The organism is Candidatus Palauibacter sp. (assembly GCF_965216145.1).
GTDB lineage: Bacteria > Gemmatimonadota > Gemmatimonadetes > Palauibacterales > Palauibacteraceae > Palauibacter.
Map to the genome: position 1 here is coordinate 1,908,050 of NZ_OZ244149.1, position 16,769 is coordinate 1,924,818.

The following is a 16,769-nucleotide window of genomic DNA, read 5'->3' on the forward strand; positions in this document are numbered from 1 at the left end:
GCCGCGTCAGCGCTGCCTGAGTGCCACGGCATGAGCGCGACCTGGGTTCAGACCTCGCGGCGGCTCCTCCCGCGTCTGGCTCGGTTGTCGCGCGAGATCCGGCCGACCTTCCATCTCGGTTCGGTGAACGAGATCAGCCCCGGGACGCTGGGCGATCTGGGGGTCGAAGCCGTCCTCTGGGACGTGGACGGAACGCTGATGGCGCACCACTCCGACCGGGTCGATCCGGCGCTGGCGTCGGCGTTCGAGGCCCTGCTCGGCGCGCCGGGGCTGTGGCACGCGATCGTCTCCAACTGCCAGGAGGACCGATTCGCCGAACTGGGGCGCATCTTCCCCGGCATGCCGATCGTGCTCGGGTACGAGACGGAGGCGGGGGCGGCGTTCCGGGTCCGTCGCGGCGCCGTGGAGGAATGGCGCGGGCCGGAAGCCTCGGGCCGTTCGGATCCGGCGAACGCTTCCGGGAACGGCAGGGCGCTGCGGCCGATTCGGAAGCCGAGTCGCCGTCTCGTGGGGGCCGCGCTCGACGTCCTCGATTTCGCGGATCGCCCGGAGGCCGCGCTCATGGTCGGAGACCAGTACTTCACGGACATCGCGTCGGCCAACCTGGCGGGGATCCGCTCCGTGAAGGTCGCCACCCTGCACCGGGCGAGCTTCCCGTCTCCGGTGCGGGTGTCGCAGCGGATCGAGGGGCTGCTGTACCGGCTGAAGCACGGCCTTCCCGGGCGCGGGCTCGCTTGACCCATCCGTCCCTCGCCGCGCTCGAGCGCGAGGTCACGGCGTGCCGCAAGTGTCCACGGCTCGTCGAATGGCGGGAGCGGGTGGCGCGCGAACGCCGGGCCGCATTCCGCGACGAGACGTACTGGGGACGTCCCGTGCCGGGGTTCGGCGACCCGGCCGCGCGGCTCCTCATCGTCGGGCTCGCCCCGGCCGCGCACGGGGCCAACCGAACGGGGCGCATGTTCACCGGCGACCGGTCGGGCGACTGGCTCTACCGGGCCCTGCACCGAGCCGGGTTCGCCTCGCAGCCGGGCTCGACCGGACGCGACGACGGGCTGGTGCTCCGGGCCGCCTGGGTGACCGCCGCCGTGCGCTGCGCGCCGCCCGCCAACAAGCCCACCGCCGGGGAGCGCGACCGCTGCCGCGGCTACCTTGAGCGCGAACTCGACTTCTTCGCCGACGCCCCCGTGATCGTCGCCCTGGGCGGATTCGCCTTTGCGGCGCTACTGAGGATCTTCCGCGAGCGGGGCGAAGCTGTGCCGCGTCCCGCCCCGCGCTTCGGCCACGGCGTGGAGGTCGAGATCGGACGCCGCGTGCTGATCGGCTCCTACCACCCGAGCCAACAGAACACCTTCACGGGCACGCTCACTGAGCCCATGTTCGACGCCATCTGGGCGCGCGGCGCCGAACTCGTATGGACCGGCTAGGCCTGCCGCTGACCGGAGGGGTCCAGCACGCGCACGCAACGCTCAGGGGGAGTTCCACACTCCTCTAGCCGGCCAGCCAGTTCGCGACGGGCTGCGCTCGGTCCGGTCTGCGGTGAGCCGACAGCACGTCCGTATCGAGCAGGAACAATCAGAACTCCACGGGCCGCGGGATCACCTTGAACCGTTCCAGTTCCTCGCCCTGATCGGGCATCGAGAGCAACAGCTCTGCGAAGCTGGGGGCTTTCGCCTTTTCCAACCGACGAAGTCGTTCGTACTCCCCGACCGCGATCACGACCACGGCCGGCTTGCCGCGGCGGGTAACGCGCTGAGGCTCGCCCGCCACAGCGGCGTCGACCACTGCGCTGAACCGGTTCTTTGCATCGTAGAGTGGCCACTCGGTCATCAGATTCTCCATGCCCGGAGCCGAACGGGTCTTCAGGCGACTTCGATATCGGTGAGCGCGAAGTCCTTGCCCTTGAAGAGCAGTGGCTCGCCGGCCGTTCTCGCCAGCGCATACGCGAAGCAATCCCCGAGGTTGAGCCCCGCAGGGTGGTTTCCCTTGCCGAAGCACCGCCACGCATCCCGAGCGACCGCCGCCTGCTCCGGGGTGACGGGAACGACCTCGATCTGCGTCAGTGCGATGAAACGGTCGAGTTCATGTCCTGCGCGGATCCCGCCCTTGCTCTCGACGACGATCGCGGCCTCCAGGAGCGTCGCAGCCGAGATCCGACGTGAGCGAGCTTCCACGATAGCCCGTCGAAAACGGAGTCCGTCGGGTTCATCCAACAGAACGGCCATGATAGCGGATGTGTCGATGATCACTTGGGCAGTCCGTGCTCGTCATAGAGCAGGTCACCGTGATCCGTGGAAGCGACTCCCGGTCCGATCAGCTTCGCGCAGCGCTCGGCGATGGCGCGGATGTCGCGCATGAGCGCATCCGCGTCGCGCAGTAGCTTCTCGCGTTCCAGACGCTCCTTCAAGGCGATGGTGATCGCTCCCGTCTTCGTGTCACCGGTCAGCCGCGCCAGTTCGTCGGCCAGCCGGCAGGTCTCCTCGTTCTTGATGTTGAGGCTCATCATCCACCTCTCAAGACGGATGGTGGAAACCGTTCCATGAGTTCTACCCTACCTCGTGCCGAAATCCGCCGCAAATCGATCTCTCCGCCCCATTGCGGACTCCGATGGGCCGCGTACCCTTGCCCGGGACAGCGGACTCCGGTGCATGTTGCGGGGTCGCGGATCCTGCCCGCCCGCCGGACGCTCCGTGCGGCGGTGCCCGCAAGTTGAGGAGACAGAGAGATGAGGAACATCCCTTGGCGAATCACGGCGATCCTCGCCTTCACACTCGCCACCATCGTGGCCGCGCTTCCCGACGCGGCGGCCGCCCAGGACAAGCCCACGCTCGGAGCGGACGACTACGACCAGTGGGAGAGTCCGGGGCAGGCCGTGCTGTCGCCCGATGGACGCTGGCTCGCGGTCGTGGTCCGTCGCGTGGACGAGAGTTCGGAGCTTCGCGTCCACCGGACGGATGCCGACTCGGTCGCGGTCGTCTCCGAGGGCTCGAGACCAGAGTTCGGGGCGGACGGCGGCTGGCTCGCCTTCGCCATCGGTATGTCCCCCGACGAGCGCGACAAGCTGCGGGAGAGCGGGGAGCCGGTCCGGAACGGCGTGGGACTTCTCGACCTTCGGACGGGGGAACGGGAGGATATCGAAGCGGTGCAGTCGTTCTCCTTCTCCGATGACGGCAGGTATCTGGCGCTCCGCCGCTACGGGTCCCCCGACAGCGAGAACGCCGGCGTGGACGCGCTCGTTCGGGATCTCGACGGGGGCGAGGCGATGAGCTTCGGCAACGTGTCGGGACTCGCGTGGCAGGAGGGTGGGAACCTGCTTGCCATGACGCTCGACGCGGCGGACCGGGTCGGCAACGGCGTGCGGCTGTACGACCCCGAGACGGGCCGCATCCGGTCGCTCGACGCGGACGAGGCGACGTACCGGGAGTTGACCTGGCGCGAGGAGGCCCCCGATCTCGCCGTCCTCAAGACGTTCGAGGACGAGGCGCACGAGGACACCGCGCACGTGGCCCTCGCGTGGCGCGGGCTCGACTCGGACTCGCCCGCGGCGTTCGCCCTCGATCCGCGGGAGCCCTCCGAGCTTCCGGCCGGGATGCGGATCGTCGAGCACCGGACGCCGGTGTGGTCGGACGACGGCGCCACCGTCTTCCTCGGCCTCCAGGACCGTATCCCCTCCGAGACGGGCGAGGACGACGCTCCCGAGGACCCGGCGGACGGGGATGGGGACGCGGAGGATGACGGAGAAGACGAGGCGGAAGATGAGGAGGAAGACGCCGGGGTGGAGATCTGGCATTCTCTCGACGTGGACCCCGTGCCCCAGCAACGCGTGCGCGAGGACCGGTTGCGGCGCGAGAACGACATCGGCGCGTGGGATCTGGCGGCGGGCGGATTCCTGCTCCTGGGCGGAGATCACGCGGACCGGGCCGAGATCGCCGAGGGCGGGCGGCACGTGCTGGCCCGCGACGAGACGCCCTACGACGTGGACGCCATGTTCCGCCAGCAGTTCCACGACCTCTACGCGGTCGACGCGCGGAGCGGGAGCCGGGCCCTCGTCCGGGAGCGGGTGACGATCGACATGGGGGGCAGCCCCGGGGGGCGCTACGCGGTCTGGTTCGAGGGCGAGGACTACTGGACCCACGACCTGGCCACCGGCGAAACGCGCAACGTGACCGCCGGGCTCGGAGGGACCTTCGTGGACCTCGACCGGACGCCGACCCGCGAGCAGATGTCGCCCTTCGGGATCGCCGGCTGGCTGGAGGACGACGCGGCGATGCTCGTGAACGACCGCTTCGATGTGTGGGAGGTGAACCCCGATGGCTCCGGCGGCCGGCGCCTCACGGCGGGGGCCGAGGAATCCATCCGGCACCGCCTCGTGCGGCTCGACCGCGAGGCCGACGCTTTCGACCCGGACGAGCCGCTCCATTATTCGACCTATGGGGAGTGGACGAAGAAGGCCGGGTTCTCGCGCGCCGTCCGCGGAGAGCCGCAGGAGGTCATGATCTGGGCGGACGCCAGCTTCGGAGGCGGACTGCTCAAGGCGGAGGACGCCGACGTCTACGCCTTCCGGCGTGAGCGGTTCGAGGACTCGCCCGACTATTTCGTCGCCGGGCCGGATCTCGACGATGCGCGGCAGGTCACCCGCACCAATCCCTTCCAGGAGGACTACACCTGGGGTCGCACGCAGCTCATCGAATATGAGAACGAATGGGGACGCCGCCTCCAGGGGGCGCTCACCTATCCCGCCAACTACGATCCGGGCCGGAAATATCCGATGATCGTGAACCACTACGAATTGCTGTCACAGACGCTCCATCAGTATCAGGTGCCGGATCCCACGCGGTACTACAACGTCCAGATCTGGAGCCAGGAGGGGTATTTCGTGCTCAGGCCGGATGTCGTGTACCGCGACCGGCGGCCCGGGCAGTCGAACGTGGAGACGCTGCGCCCGGCCGTGGCGGCGGCGGTCGAGACCGGGATGATCGACGCCGAGCGCGTGGGCCTCATCGGGCACTCGTGGGGTGGATACCAGACGACCTTCTTCGTGACGCAGGACGACCTGTTCGCGGCGGCGGTCGCCGGCGCCCCGCTCACGAACCTGATGAGCATGTACCTCTCCTTCTACTGGAATTCGGGGGGTACGGACGCGCGCATCTTCGAGATCAGCCAGGGGCGCATGCAGGTGCCGTGGTGGGAGGACTGGGACTCCTACTTCGCCAACTCCCCCATCCACCACATCCAGGATCTGAACACGCCGCTCCTGATCGAGTTCGGGACGGAGGACGGCGCGGTCGAGTTCAACCAGGGTGTCGAGTTCTACAACGCGGCCCGCCGCGCCGGAAAACACATGGTGATGCTCGTCTACGAAGGCGAGAACCACGGACTCGCGGAAGAGCCGAACCAGCGCGACTACCAGAGCCGCATCCTGGAGTGGTTCGCCCACTACCTGAAGGGCGAACCCGCGCCGGAGTGGATCTCCACCGGCGTGCCGTATCTCCAGCAGAAGGACGGCCCCCGGAAGAAGAAGGTGAGCTGACGATGACGATTCGTCCTGTCCGGGCTCCGGCCCGCAGTGCTGTTTCGCCGCGCAGGGTCGTGTCGCTGGGGGCGCTGGGAGTCGCGCTCCTGGCTTTGCCCCCGCGCGCGGAGGCCCAATCCCCGGGCTCCCCGACCGGCGCCGCGCAGTCCGTCGAGCGGATTGCGGCGGGGCTGACCTGGAGGCTGATCGGTCCGGCCATTTCTGGCGGTCGCATCTCGGACGTGGAGATCGTCCCCGGGACGCAGTCGCACATCTACGTGGGCGCCGCCTCGGGCGGTGTCTGGGAGAGCGTCAACCACGGGACGACGTGGGAGCCGATCTTCGACGACGCGGCGAACCTGTCCGTGGGCGACATCGCGCTCGCCCCCTCGGACCCACTGGAGATCTGGGTCGGCACCGGCGAGCCGAACAACCGCAACAGTTCGCCGTGGGGCGAGGGCGTGTACCACTCGTCCGACGGCGGCGAGACGTGGCGCCTGGCCGGACTCGAGGAGACGCGGCACATCGGACGGATCGTCGTCCATCCGGCGAACCCGGACATCGTGTGGGTCGCGGCGCTGGGGCACCTGTTCGGCCCCAACCCCGAGCGGGGCGTGTACCGGACGACCGACCGCGGCGAGACGTGGGAGATGGTCCTCCACATCGACGACGACACGGGTTTCGTGGATCTCGCCCTCAATCCGGCGGACCCGTCGATGCTCTACGCGGCGGCGTACCAGCGGCGGCGGCGGGCGTGGGGGTTCGCGGGCGGCGGGCCCGGAAGCGGCCTCTACAAGTCGACGGACGGCGGCGACTCATGGGCGGAGGTGACCGAGGGCCTGCCGGAAGGCGACAAGGGACGGATCGGGCTCGCGGTCTCCGCGCAGGATCCCGCCCTCGTCATGGCCGTGGTGGAGGCCGGGGAGGGCGGAATCTTCACCTCCCGCGACTACGGCGAGACGTGGACGCGGGTCAACGAACTGAACCAGCGTCCGATGTACTACAGCCAGCTCCGCATCGACCCCAACGACGTGGAGCGCGTCTGGCTCGTGGCGGGGAGCCTGCACCGCTCCGTGGACGGCGGCGACAACTTCGAGGCGCTGCCCATGGAGATCGAGTACAACACGGGTGTCCACGTGGACCACCACGACCTGTGGATCGACCCCGAGGATTCCCGCCACATGATCCTGGGGAACGACGGCGGGCTCTATTCGACGTGGGACGACGGGGACAACTGGACCTTCATCGGGAATATCCCCATCGCCCAGTTCTACGACGTCGATCTGGATCTTGCGGACCCGTATCACGTCTACGGCGGCCTGCAGGACAACAACTCCTACAGGGGCCCGAGCCGCACGCGCCGCTATCAGGGGATCATGAACCGGGACTGGCAGGTGCTCGACTACGGCGACGGGATGTACGCGGAGACGGACTGGGGGGACCTCGGGACCGTGTACGTGACCTCGCAGAACGCGGGGATCGTGCGCGTGAACCTGGCCACGGGGGACCGCAAGGCGCTCAAGCCCTTCCCGCCGGACTCGACGGTCGAATATCGCTTCGACTGGAAGTCGCCGATCCTCGTGTCGCCGCACGACGCGGCGCGGGTGTACCTGGGCGGGAACCGGCTCTTCATCTCGGACGACCGCGGGGAGAGCTGGCGCGTGACGGAGGACCTCACACGGCAGATCCATCAGGACAGTCTCGAGCTGATGGGGGCGCGTCCGGACTCGACCACGCTCTCGAAGCACGACGGGGCGTCGGGTTACGGGGAGATCACGGCGGTGGCGGAGTCGCCGGTCGAGGCGGGGGTGCTGTGGATCGGCGCGGACGACGGCTCGGTGCGCCTGAGCCGGGACGACGGCGCGAGCTGGGAGGATCTGACCGACCGGGTGGCCGCGGCCGCGGGGCTCCCGTTCCCGTACTACGTGAGCTGGGTCGAGACCTCGCACGCGGAGGCGGGTCGCACCTACGTGAGCCTGGACGGGCACTGGGACAACGATTATGGCCCGCACGCGGTGGTGACGGAGGACTATGGCGCCACGTGGCGGTCGCTCGCGGACGGGCTGAGCCGCGCGTCGGCGGTGACCGTCACCGGTCGGGCGACGGGCGGCGGGATGGCGAGCGTGAACGTGATCCGCGAGCATCCGGACAACCCGGATCTGCTGCTCGCCGGCGCCGAGAACGGGGCCTTCGCATCCGTGGACCGGGGGGCGACGTGGGCCCCGCTCGGCTCGGGGCTGCCCGCCGTTCCGGTCGACGACATCGAGATCCATCCGCGCGAGAACGATGTCGTCCTCGGCACGCACGGCCGCGCCATCTGGATCCTCGACGACATCACGCCCTTGTCGCAGCGCTCAGCCACGGCCGCAACGAATGACGGCGCCATGCAGTTCTTCGCCCCGCGCCCCGCGCCCCTCTTCCTGTATCGCAACGACGTGCCCTCGATGGGCCAGGGGTCGTTCCGCGCGGAAAACCCCGCGTTCGGCGCCAACATCGACTACTGGCTCCCCATGGCGACACAGGGCACTGTGTCGATCGATGTGCTGGACCATGTCGGACAGGACATCCGCGGGCTCGAGGGCCCGGGTGCAGCCGGCCTCAACCGGATCACGTGGGATTTGCGGCACGACCCGCTCGACCAGGACACCACGCGGTACGAAGTGCCCAATCTGGACGCTGGCCCAGAGGGCCCGCTCGTTCTGCCCGGGACGTTCGTGGTGCGCGTGACCGCTGGCGCCGAGACGCACGAACAACTGCTCGAAGTGCGCCCCGATCCGGAGTTGCCGCTCTCGGCCGAGGAACGCAGAGCCCGATACGACTTCACGATGGCCCTCTTCGGGCTGCAGAGTTCGGCGTACGCGAGCGGCAGCGATGCCTATGCTTATGAGCGCCAGGCCTCCGATGCACTCGAGGCGTTGGAAGGCGCGTCGGATGCGTCAGCGGACGCTCTCGAGCGCGCCCGCGAACTCATGGCCGAGATCGAGGGGCTCGCCGACGACTGGCGCTCCATCAACGGCGACATCCGAAACTGGTGGACTGGTCTCCGGGGCAAGTTCGACGGCGGTCCATCGACGACCGGCTCGCTCTCGGGCCCGTCCGACGACCAGCAGCGGAGGCTCCGGCAAGTCCGCGCCGATGTGGAGGCCGCGCGGGCCCGGGACAGTGCCGCGGCGGATGCGCTCGATGAGCTGCTGGAGCTGGCGGGCCTGCCTCCCCGCGAGATCCCCGTCGACACGTCGCCGGTACTCAGGAATACCGGCGAAGTACAGCGACTGCTGGTGGCGTTCTATCCGGCCGACCTCAGGGCCGCGGGCATCGGCGGCCGAGTTGAGGTGTGGTTAAACGTGAACGAGTCAGGGGTCGTCCAACGTCGAACGCTGAACACGTCCAGCGGCAACGAGGCGTTGGATCGTGCCGCCCTGGCCGTCGCGAGGGGGATGCGTTTCGAGCCCGCGACGACCGACGACCGGCCACAAGCCGTGTGGGTCAGCCAATGGTTCACTTTCGAGGCTAAGTAGCAGGGCGCGGCGCGAAGCTGGACGCGGCGGCGCAACGCGCCGCGCTGTGGTCACTTGGGCGGAAGGGAACGGGCAAACGCTGCGGCTCGGTCCAGCCACTCCCGCCGGCTCCACGACCGCCCATCACTCGGCCAGTACATCGGTCTTCGCCCACCTCCTGCTTGCGACCTTCCTGAGAGAACCCGGCCCGGCCGCCGGGGTAGGAGCAATGCGGTCATCACCGGGAGCGAGGTCCTGGTCCCGCCATGTCTTACACCGCGCGACGGAGACAGAACATGCAGACGGGGTCACCGAATTGCCGAACAGGCCAGGGAGTGGCGAAGCGATGGGTGGTGGGGTTGGCCCTGGTAGGTTCGGTGACCCCGTCCGCACTTGGGGCACAGGCATGCCTCGGGTTCAGCGGCACCGGGTTCGTGAGTGGCTCCGGAGCGGTGTGGCGCGAAGGGTCCGATGACACGCGGGGCATCGGAGGTGCGGCCGGGCTCGACCTGGGCCCGGTGGCCGCGACGGGTCGCTTCCTGAAATTCTCGGGGGCTGACGAGTTCGACCAGGACTTCGACTTCGAGGATGCACGGGCGAACGTCGCCCTGAAGCTTCCGATCCCGCTGCTATCGGTGTGCCCGGTCGTCACCGTAGGTACCGGAGGCGTCCTGTCGAGAAACTTCTCCGACCTCCCCTACAAGAGCGAAACCGTCTACGGGGGCGGCGTGGCCGTGGGGAAGCGGTTCAGCGCACCGGGCTCCGGCTTCGCGCTCATTCCTTCGCTGATCGTGAGCGTCGAGAACTACGCGGTGGATCGGCTCTACGACGATATCGTGGAAGGGGGCCGGGAAGTCAGCGCCGTGATCCGGGGCGGCATCACGGTTGAAATCGGAAGGATCCTCGTTCGACCGTACGCCGCGTTCACCACCGCCGACGACAGCTATCTGCTGGCAGGAGCCCTCCTTGGCGTCACCTTCTGACCCCCGTCGCGAACGCCGGCCCGTTCCCTCGCCGAGGTCCGTACTACACGTGCTGGTGTGGCTGGCCCTGCCGGGGCTCGCGACACCGGCCTCCCTCGGTGCCCAAGCCTGCCTCGGGTTCGGCGGGAACAGTTTCCTGGGGCCCGCGGCAGCCGTGAGGCATCAGGAGTCCAACAACGATAAGGGGTTCGGAGCAGCGGCCGGCTTCAGCCGCGGGGAAGTGGCCGCGACCGGTCAGCTCTTGAGCTTCTCCCGAAAGCACGAATCCGGGGCACGATCCGACTTCGTCTTTGTCCGGACGGACGTGGCCGTGCGGCTTCCCTATGACGGGGTCTCGTTGTGCCCGGTGGCGACGGCAGGCTTCGAGGGCGTTCCGTTCCGCGACCGCGGTGTAATCGGCGACCGGAGTGGTCTCAACTGGGGGATTGGGCTGGCCCTCGGGCACCGCCTGACCAGAGCGGGATCCGGTCTGGAGATCATTCCAAACCTGATCGCGGGCATGGAGAGCAGCCTCGTCGAAGTCGTATACGGGGATATCGGCTTCGATCGCAGGGAGTACAGCGCCATGATCCGAGGTGGGGTCACCTTCGAGTTCAGAGGAGCGTTCGCGCGGCCCTTCTCCGCTCTCAACACGCTGGACGCCGGCTATGTGATGTGGGGGGCGGTCGCCGGCTGGCGGTTCTGAGAGCGCGCTCGGCGTTCTGTTTCGCGGCCGGCGGCAGGGGTAGCTTCCGCGCCATGAGCGATTCGAGTCCCGGCAACGTCGCCAGGCGGGTCCGCGACCTTCGCGAGACGCTGCGCCACCATTCCTACCGGTACTACGTCCGCAACCGACCGGAGATCTCGGACGAGCGGTTCGACGAGCTGTTCCGCGAACTGAAGGCGCTGGAGGAGGCGCACCCGGAGCTCGTCACCCCGGACTCGCCGACGCAGCGCGTGGGGGCCGAACCGCTCGACGCGTTCGAGACGCTCGAGCACGCGGCGCCCATGCTGAGTCTCGATTCGTCTGCCGAATTGGAGCCGCTGCAGCGTTTCGACGAGCGCATGCGGAAGGCGCTGGGGGACGACGTGATCTACGTCGTCGAGCCCAAGCTGGATGGCGCCTCGATCGAACTCGTGTATGAGGACGGCCTCCTGTCGCGGGCGGTGACGCGGGGGGACGGGGTCCGTGGCGAGGGCGTGACGGAGAACGTCCGCACCATCAACTCGGTGCCGCTCCGGCTACGGGTTGCGGACCGCGAGGTGCCGGCGTTCCTGGCGCTGCGGGCCGAGGCGATCATGCGACTGGGCGCCTTCGAGGCCCTGAACGCCCGCCTGCTGGAGAGCGACCGCCCCCCGTTCGCCAACCCGCGCAACGCGGCGGCCGGATCGCTACGGCAGCTGGACCCCCGGATCACCGCCGCCCGCCCGCTCGACATCTACGTCTACGACATCCTCGCGATCGACGGACGGCCGCCGCCCACGCAATGGGAGACGCTCGAGGCGCTCCGCGATTGGGGGCTGCCCGTCAACGAACGCTGCCGGCCCGCGGCCGGCGTGGAGGATATCCTCGCCTTCCACGCGGAACTGGAGGAGGGCCGCGACGACCTCGACTACGAAATCGACGGCATCGTCGTCAAGCTCGATGACATGGCCGCCCGCGACGAAGTCGGGGAGACGTCGCACCACCCGCGCTGGGCGTTCGCGCTCAAGTTCCCTCCGCGCAAGGAGGTGACGCGGCTCCTCCACATCTTCCCCAGCGTCGGGCGGACGGGCGTCGTGACCCCGATCGCGTTCATGCGGCCGGTCGAACTGGGCGGCGTGACGGTGAGCCGGGCGAACCTGCACAACCGGGAGGAGGTCGCGCGCAAGGACATCCGCGAGGGGGACCGGGTGCGCGTGCAGCGGGCGGGCGACGTGATCCCGCAGGTGCTGGAGCGGATCGAGGAGCCGGGCCGCGAGCGGGCGGAGCCGTGGGTCATGCCCGCCGAATGTCCGTCGTGCGGGACCGTGCTGGAGCCGCGCGGCCCTTACACGTTCTGCCCCAACCTGTTCGCCTGTCCCGCGCAGCTCGCCGGCCGCATCCAGCACCTCGGCTCCCGCCACGCTCTCGACATCGAGGGTCTGGGAGATGAGACCGCGAACCTGCTCGTTCGGCAGGGCGTGATCGACCACCTGCCACAGCTGTTCGAGCTGAAGGCGGAGACGCTGATGGAGCTGGAGGGCTTCGCCGAGAAGTCCGCCACGAACCTCGTCGAGGCGATCGCAGCCGCGCGCCGGACCGAACTCGCGCGCTTCATCTACGGCCTCGGGATCCCCGAGGTCGGGGTGACGGTGGCGCGGCAACTCGCCTCACACTTCCGCTCGTTCGAGGAGTTTCGCTCCGCTGACGACGAGACGCTCCAGACGGTGGACGGGATCGGCCCCCGGATGGCGGAGCAGATCACCACCTTCCTGGCCCGGCCCGTCGTGTCCGGGATCGTCGACGACCTGCGCGGGTTCATCGATCCGGTGCCGCCACCCCGGAGTGGGGACGCGCTGGCCGGACTTCGGATCGTCCTCACTGGATGGCTGGAGACGATGAGCCGGAGCGAGGCGGCAAAACGGCTCGAAGCCCAGGGTGCGAAGGTCACATCCTCGGTGAGCAAGCAGACGAGCTACGTCGTGGCGGGCGAAAACCCGGGCCGCAAGCTCGAACGCGCCCAGACTCTCGGGGTCGAGATTCTCGACGAAGCGGGCCTCCTCGAACTTCTTAGCGGTGGGGGGGCGGATAACTCGGGAGGGTCCGACGTGGACGACGGATCGGGAGAGGCTGACGCCGCGGACCGGGCCGACGCATCGGGGGAGCCCGGCGAAGCCTGATGGAGAACATCGAGATCGTCCGCGTCCTCGACGAGGTGGCCGACCTCCTGGAAATCCAGCAGGCGAATCCGTTCCGCATCCGGGCGTATCGCAACGCGGTGCGCACGATCAACGCGCACGCCTCGCCCCTGCGGAAGCTCGTCGAGCAGGGCGCCGACCTGACCGAACTCCCGTCGATCGGGAAGGGGATGGCCGAGAACATCCGCGAACTCGTGGAGAGTGGTCGCCTCGCGATGCTCGATGAACTCGCCGCCGAGATCCCTCCGGGCCTCGTCGATCTGATGCGGCTGTCGGGGGTCGGTCCGAAGAAGGCGCGGAAGCTGTGGGACGAACTGGGCGTCGAGTCGATCGAGGATCTCGAGGAGGTCGCGAAGGAGGGGCGCGTCGCCGAACTCCCAGGCTTCGGACTCAAGACGCAGGACCTGATCCTCCGGGGCATCCGCAACTATCGGACGAACACCGCTCGCTTCCGGCTCGGCGAGGTGGACGAGTTGCTCCCGCCGCTGATCGAGCACCTGCGGGCGACGCCGGGTATCACGCGGCTGGAGGTCGCCGGGAGCTATCGCCGCCGCAAGGAAACGGTGGGCGACATCGACATCCTCGTCCTGGCCGAGGACGCGCACGCCGCCTCGGACGCCCTCGTGGGCTTCTCCGGCGTGGAGAGCGTGATCGGGGCCGGCGGGACGAAGACCTCCGTCCGGCTGCGGAGCGGATTGCAGGTCGACCTGCGCGTGGTGCCGGCCGAGAGTTGGGGCGCGGCGCTCGTCTATTTCACGGGATCGAAGGAGCACAACATCAGGCTCCGGCGCCGTGCTCTCGAGCGGAAGCTTCGGGTGTCGGAGTACGGCGTGTTCGAGATCCCCGGTGAGTCCGTCGGCGACCGCCTCGGGGAGCGGGGCGTCGCTTCGGAAGGCGCGATGGTCGCCGGCGCCAGCGAGGAGGCGGTCTATCGAGCGCTGGATCTCGCGTGGATTCCGCCCGAACTGCGCACGGACCGCGGGGAGTTCACCGCCTCCGACGCGGGCGCGCTCCCGGACCTCGTCGAGCGCTCGGACCTGCGTGGGGATGTGCACATGCACAGCACCTGGTCCGACGGGCGGGTCTCGCTCGAGGCGATGGTCACGGCCTGCGCGGCGCGCGGGTACGAGTACATGGCGATCACGGACCACTCGAAGGCGCTCGCCATGGTCGAGGGCCTCGACGCCGCCAAGCTCCGCCGCCAGTGGGAGGAGATCGAACAGGTGCGGGCCGCGCACCCCGAGATCCGGATCCTCCGGGGGATGGAAGTGGACATCCTCCGGGACGGCTCGCTCGATCTCGAGGACGAGATGCTCGAAGGGCTCGACGTCGTCATCATCTCGGTCCACTCCTTCTTCGGACTGGAGCGGGCGCGGCAGACGGCGCGCGTGCTGAAGGCGCTGTCCCACCCCCGCTCGATGATCTTCGGCCACCCCACCGGCCGCATCCTCAACCGCAGGGGTCCGATCGACGTCGACATCGACGACATCCTCCACGCCTGCGCGGAGTTCGGAGTCGCGGTGGAGGTCAACTCGCACCCGAACCGGCTGGATCTCAAGGACACCCACCTGTGGCGCGCCCGCGAACTGGGGGTGCCGGTCGTCGTGACCACGGACGCGCACCGGCCCGACGAACTCGACCTCGCGCGCTACGGGATCGAGCAGGCGCGCCGCGCGTGGCTCACCCCGGAGCACGTCCTCAACACGCGCGGCGTCGACGGCTTCCTCGCGGGCCTCGGCTGACGCCGGCTACGGGAGCCGAACGAAAGTCCCGTCCCGATAGAGATACGCCGACAGGTCCGGATACCGAGCCCGCAGCCGGTGGTTCTGATCGCGCAGGTCCCGGGCGAAGATCAGCGGCCCCTCCAGGTCCGGGGCGTTCGCCGGGAGGTGGGGGGAATAGTTCGTGTACGAGGGCGTGGCCGGCATCACGTCCCGGCCGTCGCGATCGTACAGGAGTTCGTGTACGCAAACCTCGGCCAACGGACGCTCGGGGGCGAAGCGGAGCGTCGGATCGCCGTTGAGCCGGAATCCCGCCAGTTCGTCCGCCGAGCGGAAGAGGGAGACCAGCCTCCGGTCGAGGCGGGCCCCGCTCCAGCCTTCGGTTTCCGCCTCCCGCAGGACGAGTTCGAGTTCGCAGTGATCGGAACGCCGGTACGCGCGCTCGGCGATGGAGGCGCTGGCGCCCGCCCCCCGCGCGCGGGCGATGAGCCGGTTCCCCCAGCTCACCTTCACGAAGATCAGGCCCCGCTCGATACCCGCCTGCCGGGCTTCCGCGGTCAGATCCCGCTTCAGGCTTCCGAGATTCGTCGCGTAGGTGCGGAATCGCTGCGGGATCCCGAACGCGAGCGAATAGAGGAAGGCGGCCCCGATGAGCGCCGTGGTCAGAGTCCCGAGATCGACGCTTCCCAGCCATGCCGGACGACGGCCCGAGAGATGTCGGAGTAGTCCCAGGAGCGAGCGCGCGAGCAGGGGGAGGAGGAAGGGGAGACCCTCATAGAGAAAGCGCGGCCCGAGGAACGCGTCGCGGTGCCAATAGAAGAAGCGGGCCGCCGGGATGGCGAGGAAAGCCCCGAGAAGCCGGCCGTCCCAGCGCGCGATCGAGGGGTTCGCTCGTACTCCCGCGCCGGAGCAGGTCCCGGACCTTGCCGCGGAAGACCAGCCGGCCGCGAGAAAGATGCCGAGCGGGGCGAGGGCGGGGATCGGCCCTTCGAACAGGAAGGCCTGCAGGAGGCCAAGGTCGATGAGTTCGTTGCGGAGACCTGCGAGAGGGGTATGGAGTTCGCCCCAGGGGGAGAGGTGGAAGCCGAGGCCGTGTGACTCCCCCCACAGCCGGAGATAGCCGGGTGTGAGCGGGTCGCCGGTCGTCGCAGCGTTGAAGATCGGGTAGAGCGAGGCGATGCCGAGGAAGCCGCCCGCCCCAAGGAGGGCCGTCGACCAGCGGCAGGGCGCCGCCAGCCTGAGCGCCGGCAGCGCCAGGGCCCCGCCCACCGCCAGCGCGGTAAGAGGACGGGTGACGAACGCCGCGCCCAGCGCCAGCCCCGCCGCGAGGATCCAACCGCGGGGGGCCGCGTCCCCAACCCTGGGCCGTGGCCCCGTCCCCGCCCAGCGCGCGAAGCACCACAGAAAGAGCGAGATATGCAGGTGCGAGGACACGTGGTTCATGTGGCTTGCCCCCATGAACCAGAAGAACGGCGCCAGGACGAGGAGGACCGCAGTCACGCGTCCCACCGCCTCGCCGAAGATGTGCCGAGCGGTGTCGATCACGAGCCAGGCGGAGAGGAGCGAGAAGAGAATCGGGACCAGCCACGGCGCCCCGGCCCACACGCCGATCGCCAGCGCCGCCGGGTGCCCGGGTGGGTACTGCGCGTACCACCTCCCCGCGTCGGAGACCATGTGCTGCGTCGCGAAAAAGGCGCCGAGTTCGGGAGCGGGAACCCAGGCGACGCCGCCAGCGAAGATCTTCGCCTGGAAGAGTTGGGCAATCGTGTCGACGAGGAGGGGCCGGCGCGAGAAGGCCGCGAGGCTGGTGGCCGTCAGCAGCGCGGCGAGGGCCGCCAGCACGGCCAGGAGGAACGCCGGGAAGGGCGGGAACCGGAGCACACCGGCGAGAGCGTCGGCCGACCGTTCCACCGCCAGCGGAAACCGTCGGCTGGCCAGCCACGCGACCCCCGCACAGACGAGGAGGCCGAGCATCCATTCCCCGGGACCTGGCAGCCCTGAACTGCCCGGCGGATCGTCGAACAGAAGCCGCAGAGGCATGAAGGGGACGACCAGAAACAGCCAACCCGCGACCCGCTTCGCCAGATCCCCGGCCTCCGTTACGCGTGTCATCGTCCCCTCCCCGGACCCGCGTCGCCAGCGTGTCCATTCCTCTTCCTTCGCCTCCTTCCGTCAGTTTCCCGCCGTTCGTGAACCCGAC

At 69.2% G+C, this 16,769-nt stretch carries 12 protein-coding genes; 8 read left to right on the forward strand and 4 right to left on the reverse strand.

All coding sequences use genetic code 11. The features are described 5' to 3' along the window. The first annotated feature begins 30 nt into the window (after window positions 1–30). Together ACOOHF_RS08355 and ACOOHF_RS08360 are read left to right on the forward strand one after the other, a co-directional pair. A complete protein-coding gene (locus ACOOHF_RS08355) occupies window positions 31–738 on the forward strand; it encodes an HAD hydrolase-like protein (RefSeq protein WP_420464158.1) in 708 nt (235 codons plus the stop codon). Next, complete coding sequence (locus tag ACOOHF_RS08360) at window positions 735–1,424, forward strand: uracil-DNA glycosylase (protein WP_420464159.1); 690 nt, start codon at window positions 735–737, stop codon at window positions 1,422–1,424. Before ACOOHF_RS08355 ends, ACOOHF_RS08360 begins: the two co-directional genes overlap by 4 nt. Before the next feature lie 148 nt (window positions 1,425–1,572). Here the strand turns inward: ACOOHF_RS08360 and ACOOHF_RS08365 are convergent, their stop codons facing one another. From ACOOHF_RS08365 to ACOOHF_RS08375, 3 genes are read right to left on the reverse strand one after another with little or no spacing between them, the layout of a single operon-like run. Next, window positions 1,573–1,827 carry a type II toxin-antitoxin system Phd/YefM family antitoxin gene (locus tag ACOOHF_RS08365; protein ID WP_420464160.1) on the reverse strand — a complete coding sequence of 85 codons (255 nt, stop codon included), beginning with the start codon at window positions 1,825–1,827 and terminating at the stop codon, window positions 1,573–1,575. 32 nt (window positions 1,828–1,859) lie between these two features. Beyond that, complete coding sequence (locus ACOOHF_RS08370) at window positions 1,860–2,222, reverse strand: type II toxin-antitoxin system VapC family toxin (protein ID WP_419934552.1); 363 nt, start codon at window positions 2,220–2,222, stop codon at window positions 1,860–1,862. Between the two features lie 20 nt (window positions 2,223–2,242). Beyond that, window positions 2,243–2,500, reverse strand: coding sequence for a type II toxin-antitoxin system VapB family antitoxin (locus ACOOHF_RS08375; protein WP_419934553.1), 258 nt, complete (start codon window positions 2,498–2,500; stop codon window positions 2,243–2,245). A gap of 222 nt (window positions 2,501–2,722) precedes the next feature. Here ACOOHF_RS08375 and ACOOHF_RS08380 point away from each other — a divergent pair, with 222 nt between their 5' ends. The 6 genes from ACOOHF_RS08380 to polX all read left to right on the forward strand — a co-directional run bounded on the left by ACOOHF_RS08380 (window position 2,723) and on the right by polX (window position 14,590). Next, window positions 2,723–5,527, forward strand: coding sequence for a prolyl oligopeptidase family serine peptidase (locus ACOOHF_RS08380; protein WP_420464161.1), 2,805 nt, complete (start codon window positions 2,723–2,725; stop codon window positions 5,525–5,527). A 2-nt stretch (window positions 5,528–5,529) separates the two neighbouring features. Then, entirely contained in the window at window positions 5,530–9,027 is a 3,498-nt protein-coding gene (locus ACOOHF_RS08385; protein ID WP_420464162.1) for a TonB family protein, read from the forward strand. 356 nt (window positions 9,028–9,383) lie between these two features. Further along, window positions 9,384–9,989 (forward strand): hypothetical protein, encoded by a 606-nt coding sequence (locus tag ACOOHF_RS08390; protein ID WP_420464163.1) that lies wholly within the window; start codon window positions 9,384–9,386, stop codon window positions 9,987–9,989. 49 nt (window positions 9,990–10,038) lie between these two features. Then, window positions 10,039–10,674 carry a hypothetical protein gene (locus ACOOHF_RS08395; RefSeq protein ID WP_420464164.1) on the forward strand — a complete coding sequence of 212 codons (636 nt, stop codon included), beginning with the start codon at window positions 10,039–10,041 and terminating at the stop codon, window positions 10,672–10,674. Between the two features lie 53 nt (window positions 10,675–10,727). Continuing rightward, a complete protein-coding gene (ligA, locus tag ACOOHF_RS08400; protein ID WP_420464165.1) occupies window positions 10,728–12,830 on the forward strand; it encodes an NAD-dependent DNA ligase LigA in 2,103 nt (700 codons plus the stop codon). After that, the gene (gene polX, locus ACOOHF_RS08405) at window positions 12,830–14,590 is read left to right on the forward strand and encodes a DNA polymerase/3'-5' exonuclease PolX (protein WP_420464166.1); all 1,761 of its coding nucleotides are present in this window, start codon (window positions 12,830–12,832) and stop codon (window positions 14,588–14,590) included. The genes ligA and polX overlap by 1 nt, the downstream gene beginning before the upstream one ends. A gap of 6 nt (window positions 14,591–14,596) precedes the next feature. Here polX and ACOOHF_RS08410 read toward each other — a convergent pair whose 3' ends face one another. Then, window positions 14,597–16,681, reverse strand: coding sequence for a glycosyltransferase family 39 protein (locus ACOOHF_RS08410; RefSeq protein ID WP_420464167.1), 2,085 nt, complete (start codon window positions 16,679–16,681; stop codon window positions 14,597–14,599). Window positions 16,682–16,769 lie beyond the last annotated feature (88 nt).